Consider the following 13451-nt stretch of genomic DNA (forward strand, 5'->3'; position numbering starts at 1 on the left):
CAGTCAGGGGGAACCAATAAATGAGCGTATTTATTAATAAGGACACTAAAGTCATTGTTCAAGGCATCACCGGTTCAACGGCTTTATTTCATACAAAACAAATGCTTGAATACGGAACACAGATAGTTGCCGGCGTAACACCAGGCAAAGGCGGCACAGAAGCTGAAGGCGTACCGGTATATAACACAGTCGCTGAGGCAGTGAAACAAACAGGCGCAAATGCTTCTGTTATTTATGTGCCCGCACCTTTCGCGGCAGATGCAATCCTTGAAGCTGTTGATGCGGAACTTGATTTGGCCATATGCATAACTGAACACATCCCAGTTCTTGATATGGTAAAAGTAAAGCGCTATATGGAAGGCAAGAAAACACGTTTGGTTGGACCAAACTGTCCGGGTGTCATCACTCCGGGTGAATGCAAAATCGGCATAATGCCTGGGTATATCCATACTAAAGGCCATGTGGGCGTAGTATCCCGTTCTGGAACTTTAACATACGAAGCTGTTCACCAATTGTCACAGGCAGGGGTAGGACAGTCTTCTGCGGTAGGCATTGGCGGAGATCCTGTTAATGGAACGGATTTTATCGACGTGCTAAAAGCCTTCAATGAAGATCCTGAGACACACGCTGTTATCATGATCGGAGAAATCGGCGGAACAGCTGAGGAAGAAGCTGCACAATGGGTTAAAGAAAACATGACGAAGCCTGTTGTAGGATTCATCGGCGGAAGGACTGCTCCAGCTGGCAAGCGCATGGGCCATGCAGGCGCTATCATTTCCGGCGGAAAAGGAACGGCTGATGAAAAGATCCGTGTTATGAATGAATGCGGAATCAAAGTGGCTGAAACACCATCCGTAATGGGTGAAACACTTATTTCAGTATTAAAAGAACAAGGCATCTACGAAACTTGCAAAACACATTAATTTAAAAATCGTCCCCCAGTAAACAGGGGGGCGATTTTTACACATTTAAAGCTGCTAAACATACTTTCATGGTATATTTGGCATAGAAGCACTAAGCCTTCGTTTGTTTTATCTTTTATCAGTCTTATCCCCGAAAATCCCCCATATAAGGAGTGACCTTCATGGATATTAATCAAAAACTGATCCATTTGCATCATTGCCGCGGTGCAGGCTGGAAAACAATTAAAAAAATAATCAGCATCGATCCGTCCCTTCAGAGTATTTTCACCAGAACGCTCGATGAATGGAAGCAATTCCTCCCCCTTCCCCCAAACAAATTGACTGAGTTCTACTGTGACCTCCATTCAATTAATATTCAAAAACTATTGAAACAATATGAAAATAACGGCATTTCCGCTCTAACGATTATAGATTCTGACTATCCGGAACTGCTTAAACAAATTTTTGACCCGCCATGGGTTCTTTATTTAAAGGGTGACAGCTGCTTATTAAACAGCGCGAACGGTTTAGGTGTAGTAGGCGCCCGAAAGCCTTCACAATACGGTGCAGAGGCTTTAAATACGCTGCTTCCTCCTCTTATGAAGAAGAATTTTGTTATTATCAGCGGTTTAGCCGCAGGTATTGATGAAATTTCCCATAAGATTGCACTAAAGGAAAACGGGAAAACAATCGGTGTATTAGGGGGAGGACATTTTCACATTTACCCGAAAAATAATATCCCTCTGGGTATTGAAATTATGAAAAAAGGTGCCCTGATTTCAGAGATTCCTCCTTCAAGGAGGCCTGAACCATGGATGTTTGCCGTGAGAAACAGAATCATCAGCGGACTGTCGAGAGGTGTATTTGTGGTTGAGGCCAAGATAAAAAGCGGTTCTCTGATTACAGCACAATGTGCCCTTGAGCAGGGAAGGGAGGTCTTTGCACTCCCAGGCAACATCACCAGCAAAGAATCAGAAGGTACAAATTTTTTAATTAAAGAAGGCGCGAAGCTGGTGCAGTCAAGCTCGGATATTGAAGAAGAATTTTAAATTGCCTTGCTGCTGTATTCGTTCCATAGTCTCCCAATTAATGAGGGAATTATAAAAATTTTACAAAAATCATAGGAATATAAGTTAAAAGGGTTGAAATTATTATAAAACTGTTATAAGTTTTGCAACAGGCACATTTTTTGCGGCAGCTTGAAATCAATATACTATGTCCGTACAATGGCATAGATAGAAACTATATAATAGAAGAAACTTTTTTTACACAAAATGAAAGTAAAGCTGCCTGGAAAAATGGATTACGCAAAGCCAATAAGCGGTAAAATCTTTTTCTTTATATAAAGAAACATTGACAAATGAAATTTTTATGATTAATAATAGTGAAGATTTATATTACCTCTTGAGGAGGACTTTTTGGATGTCAGAATACTTAGTAATCGTGGAGTCGCCGGCCAAGGCGAAGACCATTGAAAAATATCTTGGAAAAAAATATAAAGTGAAAGCTTCCATGGGGCATATACGGGATTTGCCGAAAAGCCAAATGGGTGTTGACGTTGAACATGAATTTGAACCTAAATATATAACAATACGGGGAAAAGGACCTGTTTTGAAAGAATTGAAAACCGCTGCAAAAAAGGCTAAAAAGATTTATCTCGCAGCTGACCCCGACAGAGAAGGTGAAGCAATTGCCTGGCATCTCGCCCACAGTCTTGATGTGGATGTTAACTCGGACTGCCGGGTGGTTTTCAATGAAATAACAAAGGATGCCATTAAAGAATCCTTTAAATCACCCCGCCCCATCAATATGAATCTTGTTGATGCCCAGCAGGCGAGAAGGGTTCTTGACCGTCTTGTAGGATATAATATAAGCCCTCTTCTCTGGAAAAAAGTAAAAAAAGGGCTAAGCGCAGGCCGCGTGCAATCTGTTGCAGTCAGGATGATCATTGACAGGGAAAAAGAAATCACTGCCTTTATTCCAGAAGAATACTGGACGATCAAATCGGAATTTGCGAAGGGAAATGAACAGTTTGAAGGTTCCTTTTTCAGCCTTGATGGCGAACGTATTTCCCTGAATTCTGTGGATGATGTAAATAATGTCCTGGATAAGCTAAAAGGAAATGATTTTACTGTTTCTGATGTGTCTAAAAAAGAACGTAAACGGAATCCTGCTTCGCCATTTACTACATCTTCACTTCAGCAGGAAGCTGCAAGGAAATTGAACTTCCGGGCTAAAAAGACGATGATGCTTGCACAGCAGCTTTACGAAGGAATTGAGCTTGGAAAAGAAGGAACGGTCGGTCTCATTACATATATGAGAACAGATTCAACCAGAATTTCTGATGTGGCGAAACAGGAATCCAGGAGCTATATCGAAACAACATATGGCCCTGAATTCATTGGAAGCAATCAGAAAAAGGAAAATAAGCAAAGTAATGCACAGGATGCCCATGAGGCAGTCAGGCCGACAAGCACGCTAAAAGAGCCTGCTTCGCTGAAGGAATATTTATCCAGGGATCAATTCAGACTGTACAAACTCATCTGGGAGCGTTTTGTTTCAAGCCAAATGGCCCCGGCTGTAATGGATACAATGAGTGTAGATCTGCAGAATGAAGAAGTACGGTTCAGGGCTAATGGCTCTAAGATAAAGTTTCCTGGCTTTATGAAGGTATATGTTGAAGGCACGGATGATGGAGTAGAAGAAAAAGATAATCTGCTTCCCGATCTGAAAAAAGGAGACAAGGTCTTCTCAAAAGACATTGAGCCAAAGCAGCATTATACCCAGCCGCCGCCCCGCTATACGGAAGCAAGGCTGGTTAAAACGATGGAGGAACTTGGTATAGGCAGGCCATCCACTTATGCTCCGACACTGGATACCATTCAAAAAAGAGGCTATGTCAGTCTGGATAATAAACGTTTCATTCCTACTGAGCTTGGTGAAATTGTCCTGGAATTGATTTTAGAATTTTTCCCTGATATATTAGATGCAGAATTCACTGCGAAAATGGAACAGGAATTCGATAGTGTCGAAGAAGGAAACACCCAATGGATTAAAGTGATTGATGAATTTTACCGGGATTTTGAAACACACCTTGCCAAAGCTGAGGCTGAAATGGAAAAGGTTGAAATCAAGGATGAACCTGCAGGCGAAGATTGTGAAGAATGCGGCCATCCGATGGTATTTAAAATGGGGCGCTACGGAAAATTCATGGCGTGCAGCAATTTTCCTGATTGCAGGAATACAAAGGCAATCGTCAAAGAAATTGGAGTGAAATGCCCGCTGTGCCATGAGGGAAATATCATTGAAAGAAAAAGTAAAAAACGCAGGATATTTTATGGCTGTGACAGATATCCAAGCTGTGAATTTATTTCCTGGGATAAGCCGCTTCCAGATCCTGTCCTAAATGCGAAGGCACGCTTGTCGAGAAAAAACTCAAAAAAGGCGTACAGGTACAATGTATGCAATGTGACTACAAAGAATCGCCGCAGGCTTGATAAAAAAAGGGGAGCGAGAGCTCGCCTTTTTCCTGTTGATTTACATAAAGGGCAGAATTGGCATTTTTGGATTTTAACAGGCGAATCTGAGGCGTAAACCTGTTATTTTTAAGAATTGGCACCAAATTGAACGAATCCAGTGGACAAGGTGTTGAAAAAAGCTATATAATTCATCTTTGCCTGCTGATGTATTTTACTTTCTGAATTGAACTAAAACTATAAAAAATTTGTAAATGTTCCTGTTTTATCATATCTTTGCATGGAGGTTCGTAAAATGAAAGAAGCTATCGTTAATGTAATCGGGGCAGGACTTGCCGGAAGCGAAGCAGCATGGCAGCTTGCCAAACGGGGAGTAAAGGTTAATTTATATGAAATGAGGCCGGTAAAACAGACACCTGCCCATCATACTGAAAAATTTGCTGAATTAGTCTGCAGTAATTCATTGAGAGCCAACACTCTGACAAATGCAGTCGGTGTATTAAAGGAAGAAATGCGTTACCTTGACTCTATCATTATTTCTTCTGCTGATGCCTGTGCGGTTCCAGCCGGCGGTGCACTTGCAGTAGATCGGCATGAATTTGCAGGAAGAGTAACGGAGCTGGTTAAAAACCATCCAAACGTAACTGTAATTAATGAAGAAATGACAGAAATACCCCAAGGGCCGACAATCATTGCGAGCGGACCTTTAACAAGTAAAGCACTTTCAGAAAAACTTGCAGAAATCATGGATGAAGAGTATTTATACTTTTATGATGCTGCTGCACCGATTCTTGAAAAAGACAGCATTGATATGAATAAGGTATATTTAAAGTCACGGTATGATAAAGGGGAAGCGGCATATTTGAATTGCCCGATGACTGAAGAAGAATTTGACCGGTTTTACGAAGCATTGATTGCTGCAGAAACCGTTCCGCTGAAGGAATTCGAAAAGGAAATATTCTTCGAAGGCTGCATGCCGATTGAGGTAATGGCTTCTAGAGGCAAAAAGACCATGCTGTTCGGCCCTCTTAAACCAGTTGGGTTAGAAGACCCGAAAACAGGGAAGAGACCATATGCAGTGGTTCAATTGCGCCAGGATGATGCTGCAGGAACACTTTATAATATTGTCGGTTTTCAGACACACCTTAAATGGGGACCGCAAAAAGAAGTGCTTCAGCTTATCCCGGGACTTGAGAATGCTGAAATCGTACGTTATGGCGTTATGCACAGAAATACGTTCATAAATTCCCCTAAAGTGCTTAAGCCAACTTACCAGTTTGCCAATCGCGAAGATTTATTCTTTGCGGGCCAAATGACAGGTGTGGAAGGCTATGTTGAATCTGCTGCTTCTGGGCTGGTTGCAGGAATCAATGCTGCAAGAATGGCCCTTGGCGAGGAACCGGTAATTTTTCCGGCGGAAACCGCAATGGGCAGCATGGCAAAATATATTACATCGACAAACGCAAAAAGCTTCCAGCCGATGAATGCCAACTTCGGGCTTTTCCCTGAATTGGAACAAAAAATCAGAGGAAAAAAAGAAAGAAATGAACAGCATGCACAGCGGGCACTGGAAACAATTCAGAACTTTATGAAAAATTTGTAAAATTATTTGCCTGCGGTTTTAAATTATGTTACTATTTAGTAGCCTTTGTGGGGTGTTTGCATGGCTGAAATAGATCAATGTGTAAAAATGTTTATTGAATATCTCCAAATTGAGAAAAACAGTTCACACTATACAATTGAAAATTACACGAGAGACATCGGTGAATATACCTTGTTCATGAATGAACAAGGTATAAAATCCTTGTTATCCGTACAATATTCTGATGCCAGGCTATATTTGACCATGATGTATGAAAAAGGCCTTTCCAAAAAGACGGTTGCCCGTAAGACCTCCTGCTTAAGAAGCTTTTACAAATTCTTAATGCGTGAAGGAATTGCAGGGGAGAATCCCTTTGCCCTTGTTTCTCTTCCTAAAAAAGAACAAAGGCTCCCAAGGTTTCTGTATGAAGAAGAAATGAACCAGCTGTTTCAAGCAATCGATCAAAAGACGCCTTTAGGCCTGAGAGATGCTGCCTTGCTGGAGCTTCTTTATGCCACAGGAATCCGTGTGAGCGAATGCTGTGATATAAAACTCCTGGATCTGGATTTTTCGATGGGGACTGTCCTGGTGCATGGAAAAGGAAAAAAAGACCGTTATGTTCCAATCGGCAGCTTTGCTTCAGAGGCTCTTACTAAGTACATACAGAATTCAAGGCCGGAACTCATGTCATCCAAAGCGAAAACCCATCCTTACCTGTTAGTGAATTTTCGTGGGGACCCCCTTACTGCCAGGGGGCTGCGTTATATCCTGAATGGCGTCATTAAAAAAGCGGCAGGTGAAGGAAAGCTTCATCCGCATATGCTCAGACATTCTTTTGCAACACATTTGCTTAACAATGGTGCAGATTTAAGGACAGTGCAGGAGCTTTTGGGCCATTCCAAAATATCTTCCACTCAAATTTATACTCATGTTACCAAAGAGCAATTGCGGAAAGTATATAACGCATCACATCCGAGAGCATAAAGGGAGGCTTCGTCCAGCAGCAAATTTATCTTAGTTTCCTCTGGACGCCAGTTGAACAAATAGGGATTTGACGATTACTCCCCGCAAAGCTTCTCTGATAACTTTCATGTTTTAAATCGGGGATTATTAATGCGGGATAAAAAAGGAGAATTTTTATGGGTGAATTTCATGCAACAACGATATTTGCAGTCAAGCATAAAGGCCAAAGCGCTATGTCGGGAGACGGACAAGTAACATTAGGAAATTCGGTTGTTATGAAGCATACCGCAAGAAAAGTCAGAAGGATCTTTCATGGGAAAGTCCTCGCTGGATTTGCAGGCTCAGTTGCTGATGCTTTTACTTTGTTTGACATGTTTGAGTCTAAGCTTGAAGAGTATAACGGCAATCTTCAGCGTGCAGCAGTGGAACTGGCGAAGCAATGGCGCAGTGATAATATTTTGAGGAAGCTTGAGGCTATGCTGATTGTCATGGATGAAAAGGATCTTCTGCTTGTTTCGGGGACTGGTGAGGTCATTGAACCTGATGATGGCATCCTTGCAATCGGATCGGGCGGCAATTATGCCCTTTCTGCAGGGAGGGCATTAAAACGGTTCTCGGGAGAAACACTGACCGCAAAAGAAATTGCGCAATCCGCCCTGCAAATTGCTTCAGAGATCTGTGTATTTACAAATACAAACATTATCGTTGAAGAGCTGTAAGAGAGGAGCTGTTTCATAATGGCAAACAAAACGGATTTAACGCCTAGGCAAATTGTTGAAAAGCTTGATCAATATATTGTTGGACAGCGGGATGCTAAACGCGCAGTTGCTGTTGCTTTGAGAAACCGTTACAGGCGGACCCTTCTGCAGGAAGAGCTCAGGGATGAAGTAGTTCCAAAGAATATCCTGATGATCGGGCCTACGGGCGTAGGAAAGACGGAAATTGCCCGCAGGATGGCTAAGCTGGTAGGTGCCCCATTTATAAAGGTTGAAGCAACAAAGTTTACGGAAGTCGGATATGTAGGCAGGGACGTTGAATCTATGGTCCGCGACCTTATGGAAACATCGATCCGGCTCGTTAAAGAAGAGAAAAAGGCAAACGTTAAGGAACGTGCTGAAGAAAATGCAAACCGACGCCTTATAGAATTGCTTGTTCCTTCTTCTAAAAAACAGGCAAATTTTAAAAACCCTCTAGAAGTCTTCTTTGGAGGGAATAATGAAAGTTCCCAGCAGCAGTCTGATTTCAGTGCTGAAGACAGCTCACTGCATGAAAAGCGAAGAGTGATATCTGAGAAGCTGGCAAAAGGCGAACTCGAAAATGAGCTGATTACCGTAGAAGTTGAGGAACAGCAGGCTTCTATGTTTGATATGCTTCAAGGATCCGGCATGGAGCAGATGGGTATGAACATGCAGGATGCCCTCGGAAGCCTGATGCCTAAAAAGAAAAAGAAGCGCAAATTAAAGGTAAGCGAAGCAAGGACGGTTCTGACAAATGAAGAAGCGGGCAAGCTGATTGATATGGATGAGGTCACACAGGAAGCCGTTTTCCGTGCTGAGCAAACAGGCATTATTTTTATCGATGAAATTGATAAGATTGCAAGCAAACAATCAGGAGGTTCATCAGCTGATGTTTCACGAGAAGGCGTTCAGCGTGATATCCTGCCAATTGTAGAAGGCTCTACCGTAGTCACGAAATACGGTTCTGTTAAAACAGATCATGTATTGTTTATGGCAGCAGGAGCATTTCATATTGCGAAGCCCTCAGATTTGATTCCTGAACTGCAGGGAAGATTTCCAATCAGGGTGGAGCTTGCAAAATTGACAGTGGATGACTTTGTCCGCATCCTTCACGAACCCGACAATGCCCTTATCAAACAATATATAGCATTATTGGAAACAGAAGGTATAGAAATTGAATTTTCTGACGATGCTATTCTTAAGATTGCAGAAGTAGCCTTTGAAGTGAATCAGAATACAGACAATATTGGCGCCAGACGGCTGCATACCATCATGGAAAGGCTTTTAGAGGATTTATCGTTTGAAGCCCCTGAAATTTCCATGCAAAAAGTAACCATCACGCCTAAATATGTGGAAGATAAGCTAGGCTCCATTTCCCGCAATAAAGATTTAAGCCAGTTCATACTATAGGATGACAAGTTTCACTTTATAAACATAGGGTACAGTCACAAAGAATGCCTGTTTCTCTTTATCAGTAAACACACCAAGATTAGCGATTATATAAGAGCGGTACATGAAACAAGGATTTCTAGGAGGAACAATTAAATGAATTTATTAGGTAAAACAAGAAAAATCAATAGCATGCTGCAGAATGCAGCCGGCCAGCCAGTTAATTTTAAGGAAATGGCTGAAAGCCTCAGTGAAGTAATCGAATCAAATGTGTTTGTTGTAAGCAGACGCGGAAAGCTATTAGGCTTTGCGATCAATCAGCAGATTGAGAACGAACGCATGGTACAGATGCTTGAAGACAGACAATTTCCTGAAGAATATACTAAAAATCTTTTCAATATCCAGTCCACATCTTCCAACTTGGATGTAAACAGCGAATATACGGCATTCCCTGTGGAAAATAAGGAGTTATTCGCAAGCGGCCTGACAACAATTGTCCCGATTATTGGCGGAGGCGAAAGACTTGGTACACTGATTCTTGCAAGGCTTGAAGAAAAATTCCATGATGATGACTTAATTCTTGCTGAATATGGCGCAACTGTAGTCGGCATGGAAATCCTTCGCGAAAAAGCGGAAGAGATTGAAGAAGAAGCGAGAAGCAAAGCAGTTGTCCAAATGGCAATCAGCTCGCTTTCATACAGTGAGTTGGAAGCAATTGAGCATATCTTTGAAGAATTGAAAGGAAATGAAGGCCTTTTAGTCGCTTCAAAAATTGCTGACAGAGTAGGAATCACCCGCTCTGTAATTGTGAACGCACTAAGGAAGCTTGAAAGTGCGGGTGTTATCGAGTCTCGTTCACTAGGAATGAAAGGGACATATATCAAAGTATTAAATGATAAATTCCTTGTTGAGCTTGAAAAATTGAAAAATCATTAAAAAACAGCCCTCGGGCTGTTTTTTTTTTGCCCAAACATCATTTTGAGGATAAATACCTTTGAAATTTGAGATTGGCATTGCAGTCGAAACCCTGTCAGAATCGGGATGAGAATGCTGAGTAAATGCTTCCCTGCCTCCCGGCAAAAAAAAAAAAAATATTACATAAATATCCTTATCATTTCAGTAAATATATTGTAATATTATTTATTGTCAAAAAAATAAGCAAAAAGCATTAGAAGAAGAACTCTGTGATGTTCGATATATAGTAAAAGGTGCAGGGAAATTAGAAAGAATTTTGTCGAAGGGGGAAAAAAGGGCTACTTAACAGGAAAAATAAAGGAAATGTTATTGTAAATATTGGGTTTTAAAGGTATTAATTAACATTTATCGACAAAAATAGGCCTTTTATCTTACGAAGTTTTGTCGATACTTCATAGACAGAACGGTTGGATTTCATTACAATAGTTACTATATTATGTTTTTTTTGTTACGAAATGAGATATTTAAAATTCCTTTCCATATGAGGTGAAAGAAATGAAATTATTTTCAAATACATTTCAGTCGCTGGAAAGCGCCCTGGATTATTCCAGTTTAAAACAAAAAGTGCTTTCACAGAACATCGCAAATGCAGATACTCCCAATTATAAAGCGGAAGATGTAACGAAAGGGTCGTTTCAGGATGCGTTGGATTCATCTATTAAAGCATATAGGACGGATAACAGACATTTTGATTTTTCAGGGGCGCAATCAAGCCAGGGTGTGATAACAAGGCAGAATGTTCAGTACAACAGCAACGGAAATAGTGTGGACATAGATAAGGAAATGAGTGATTTAGCATCCAACCAGATCTATTATGACGCTGCATCTGATTTAATCAGCGGGAAGTTCCAATCGCTTCAAACAATAATAAGGGGCGGTAAGTAATGGGAATGTTTCAAAGCTTAAATACAACAGCTTCGGCTCTTACAGGACAAAGGCTAAGAATGGATATTATCTCTTCAAATATGGCCAATGCCGATACATCAAGAGCAAATTTTGTAAATGGAAAGTGGGAGCCGTACAGAAGGAAAATGGCTGTCATTCAGCCGAAGGAAACCCAATTTTCAAGCTTTTTGAACGCAGCAGCCGGACAAAACGGGCAAGGTGCAGGCGGGGGCATGGAAGTAACGAAGATTGCAGAAGATCAAACGCCATTTAAACTTGTGTATGATCCTGAAAATCCGGATGCCAATGCAAATGGATATGTTGAAATGCCGAATGTCGATCCATTAAGGGAAATGACGGACCTGATAAGCGCCACAAGGTCTTATGAAGCAAATGTTACAGTTTTTAACGCTTCTAAAGGCATGCTGATGAAGGCCCTAGAAATCGGGAAGTAAATAATTACGGTGGGGCTGCTGATATGATCCAAGATAATTACAAATGCAGGTGCCAGCCCTTTATATGCATACAGACAGGAGAATGATAGAATGCAGGGAATAAACCTGAACCCGGGCAACAGTATTTTTGCTGCGGGAAATACAAGTGCTAAAGCCCAGTCCGCAACACCATATGAATCTCAAAAAAGTTTTGCTTCCGTACTGAAGGATTCTATTGAAAAAGTAAACGAAGCACAGGTGAATTCGGATACATTGACTCAAAAGCTTGCCAATGGCGGAAACGTTGATCTGCACCAGGTAATGATCGCTTCCCAGCAGGCGAACATTACCATGCAGGCAGCACTTGAGGTACGAAATAAAGTGGTAGAATCATATCAGGAAATGATGAGAATGAATATATAGCTTCATTTTGAAACCTCTCAAGTTCCAGGAAACGATGTGCAGGACAGAAATCATTGTCCTGTCATAAATTCAAAGAGATTAACCGGGGGATTGAAATGAATGAAGCATTATTAAACTTTAAAAATAGAATTACTGGTTACTGGTCCGGGAGCACCAAAAAGCAGAAAACAATCTTTTTTGGCATTCTTGGATTAGTGGCCCTTATTATTGCGCTAACCGTATTCCTGACTTCAAGAACTACACTTGTTCCGTTATACAGCAATTTATCACCATCAGAGACAGGAAATATAAAAGCAAATCTGGATGGCAAAGGAATACAGTCGCAAATTGCAGATGGCGGAAAGACAATCATGGTGCCTGATGACAGTGTGGATACGCTGAAGGTTGAGCTGGCTGCTGAGGGTATTCCAAAGTCCGGAAGCATCGACTATTCATTTTTCGGACAAAATGCCGGAATGGGCATGACAGAAAATGAATTTGGTGTACTCAAATTGGATGCCATGCAAACAGAGCTTTCAGATTTAATAAAAAATATTGATGGAGTGGATGATGCAAAGGTCATGATCACCCTTCCTGAAAAAGGCGTTTTTGTAAGTGACAATGAAGAACAGGCTTCTGCTTCCATTGTTCTTAACACAAAGCCTGGATATCAATTTGAGGATAGCCAGATCAAGGCGCTGTATCATTTGGTTTCAAAAAGTGTTCCAAACCTTCCTACAGATAATATCGTCATCATGAATCAAAACTTTGAGTATTTTGACTTGAAAAGCGACAGCGATACGAGTGCAGGTGCAACTTTTGCCACACAGCAGGAAGTGAAAAAGGGCATAGAACGCGATATTCAAAGACAAGTTCAAACCATGCTCGGAACATTAATGGGCCAGAATAAGGTTGTCGTTTCTGTAACGGCAGATATTGACTTCACTCAGGAGAAAAGAGAAGAAAACCTGGTTACACCTGTTGATAAAGCGAACATGGCTGGTATTGCCATCTCTGCAAAAAGAATTAATGAAACGTATACAGGAAAAGGTGCTGCAGGCGGGGTGCCGTCCGGTTCAAACCCTGGGGATTCACTTGCATCCAATTATGTTTCGGGAACAGACGGCAATGGGGATTATGAACGAAAAGAAGAAACGATCAATAATGAAGTCAACAGAATAAAAAAACAAATAGTTGAAAGTCCATATAAAGTAAGAGATTTAGGGATTCAGGTAATGGTGGAGCCTCCAAAGCCAAATAAGCCTTCATCTCTGCCGCAGGCGCGTGTTAGCGATATTACGAAGATGCTTGGGACTATTGTGCGCACATCCATTGATAAAGGGGCTAATGCACAGCCATTAACCAACCAGGACATTGCAAATAAAATTGCGGTTACTGTCCAGCCTTTCAATGGCAAGACCACCTTTACCCAGCCTGCACAAACTTCTATTCCATTGTGGGTCTATATAGCAGGAGGCGTATTGCTGCTTGCAGTCATTATTCTGCTGATCTTATTTATCCGGTCAAGACGAAGTACGGAATATGAGGAGATACTGGAAGAAGAAGTAACCATCCAAAATATGCCAGACCTCAATGATGAAATAGAAACCGAAGCTGGATTAAAAAGAAAACAACTTGAAAAACTGGCCAAAGAAAAGCCAGATGAGTTTGCTAAATTATTAAGAAGCTGGATTGCAGAAGATTAG

11 protein-coding genes and 1 pseudogene are annotated in these 13451 nt (G+C 41.3%); all 12 read left to right on the forward strand.

Annotated elements, in window-relative coordinates; all coding sequences use genetic code 11:
• Positions 1-20: 20 nt before the first annotated feature.
• The gene (gene sucD, locus ACN6MY_RS10075; protein WP_071349489.1) at positions 21-923 is read left to right on the forward strand and encodes a succinate--CoA ligase subunit alpha; all 903 of its coding nucleotides are present in this window, start codon (positions 21-23) and stop codon (positions 921-923) included.
• A gap of 161 nt (positions 924-1084) precedes the next feature.
• Positions 1085-1951 carry a DNA-processing protein DprA gene (gene dprA, locus ACN6MY_RS10080; protein ID WP_419883820.1) on the forward strand — a complete coding sequence of 289 codons (867 nt, stop codon included), beginning with the start codon at positions 1085-1087 and terminating at the stop codon, positions 1949-1951.
• 373 nt (positions 1952-2324) lie between these two features.
• Positions 2325-4399: pseudogene (topA, locus tag ACN6MY_RS10085) on the forward strand (type I DNA topoisomerase).
• A 274-nt stretch (positions 4400-4673) separates the two neighbouring features.
• Positions 4674-5981, forward strand: a complete 1308-nt coding sequence (trmFO, locus tag ACN6MY_RS10090) for an FADH(2)-oxidizing methylenetetrahydrofolate--tRNA-(uracil(54)-C(5))-methyltransferase TrmFO (RefSeq protein WP_419883821.1) — start codon at positions 4674-4676, stop codon at positions 5979-5981.
• A 60-nt stretch (positions 5982-6041) separates the two neighbouring features.
• On the forward strand, positions 6042-6944 hold the full coding sequence (gene xerC / locus ACN6MY_RS10095; RefSeq protein WP_419883822.1) for a tyrosine recombinase XerC: 903 nt from the start codon (positions 6042-6044) through the stop codon (positions 6942-6944).
• Positions 6945-7099: 155 nt separating this feature from the next.
• Positions 7100-7642: an ATP-dependent protease subunit HslV gene (gene hslV / locus ACN6MY_RS10100; protein WP_071349494.1), complete on the forward strand. Its 543-nt coding sequence runs from the start codon at positions 7100-7102 to the stop codon at positions 7640-7642.
• An 18-nt stretch (positions 7643-7660) separates the two neighbouring features.
• Positions 7661-9070, forward strand: coding sequence for an HslU--HslV peptidase ATPase subunit (gene hslU, locus ACN6MY_RS10105; RefSeq protein ID WP_419883823.1), 1410 nt, complete (start codon positions 7661-7663; stop codon positions 9068-9070).
• 135 nt (positions 9071-9205) lie between these two features.
• On the forward strand, positions 9206-9985 hold the full coding sequence (gene codY / locus ACN6MY_RS10110; RefSeq protein ID WP_071349496.1) for a GTP-sensing pleiotropic transcriptional regulator CodY: 780 nt from the start codon (positions 9206-9208) through the stop codon (positions 9983-9985).
• Positions 9986-10519: 534 nt separating this feature from the next.
• Positions 10520-10909 (forward strand): flagellar basal body rod protein FlgB, encoded by a 390-nt coding sequence (gene flgB, locus ACN6MY_RS10115; RefSeq protein ID WP_419883824.1) that lies wholly within the window; start codon positions 10520-10522, stop codon positions 10907-10909.
• A complete protein-coding gene (flgC, locus tag ACN6MY_RS10120; RefSeq protein WP_071349498.1) occupies positions 10909-11364 on the forward strand; it encodes a flagellar basal body rod protein FlgC in 456 nt (151 codons plus the stop codon). The genes flgB and flgC overlap by 1 nt, the downstream gene beginning before the upstream one ends.
• A 90-nt stretch (positions 11365-11454) precedes the next feature.
• Positions 11455-11766 (forward strand): flagellar hook-basal body complex protein FliE, encoded by a 312-nt coding sequence (gene fliE / locus ACN6MY_RS10125; RefSeq protein ID WP_419883825.1) that lies wholly within the window; start codon positions 11455-11457, stop codon positions 11764-11766.
• Between the two features lie 95 nt (positions 11767-11861).
• Positions 11862-13451 carry a flagellar basal-body MS-ring/collar protein FliF gene (gene fliF / locus ACN6MY_RS10130; RefSeq protein WP_419883826.1) on the forward strand — a complete coding sequence of 530 codons (1590 nt, stop codon included), beginning with the start codon at positions 11862-11864 and terminating at the stop codon, positions 13449-13451.

The sequence above is a fragment of the Peribacillus sp. B-H-3 genome, assembly GCF_048572925.1.
Taxonomy (GTDB): domain Bacteria; phylum Bacillota; class Bacilli; order Bacillales; family DSM-1321; genus Peribacillus.

Coding starts and splice junctions, on each gene's coding strand:
- sucD (WP_071349489.1), top strand. CDS start 21: ATGAGCGTATTTATTAATAAGGACACTAAAGTCATTGTTCAAGGCATC.
- dprA (WP_419883820.1), top strand. CDS start 1,085: ATGGATATTAATCAAAAACTGATCCATTTGCATCATTGCCGCGGTGCA.
- trmFO (WP_419883821.1), top strand. CDS start 4,674: ATGAAAGAAGCTATCGTTAATGTAATCGGGGCAGGACTTGCCGGAAGC.
- xerC (WP_419883822.1), top strand. CDS start 6,042: ATGGCTGAAATAGATCAATGTGTAAAAATGTTTATTGAATATCTCCAA.
- hslV (WP_071349494.1), top strand. CDS start 7,100: ATGGGTGAATTTCATGCAACAACGATATTTGCAGTCAAGCATAAAGGC.
- hslU (WP_419883823.1), top strand. CDS start 7,661: ATGGCAAACAAAACGGATTTAACGCCTAGGCAAATTGTTGAAAAGCTT.
- codY (WP_071349496.1), top strand. CDS start 9,206: ATGAATTTATTAGGTAAAACAAGAAAAATCAATAGCATGCTGCAGAAT.
- flgB (WP_419883824.1), top strand. CDS start 10,520: ATGAAATTATTTTCAAATACATTTCAGTCGCTGGAAAGCGCCCTGGAT.
- flgC (WP_071349498.1), top strand. CDS start 10,909: ATGGGAATGTTTCAAAGCTTAAATACAACAGCTTCGGCTCTTACAGGA.
- fliE (WP_419883825.1), top strand. CDS start 11,455: ATGCAGGGAATAAACCTGAACCCGGGCAACAGTATTTTTGCTGCGGGA.
- fliF (WP_419883826.1), top strand. CDS start 11,862: ATGAATGAAGCATTATTAAACTTTAAAAATAGAATTACTGGTTACTGG.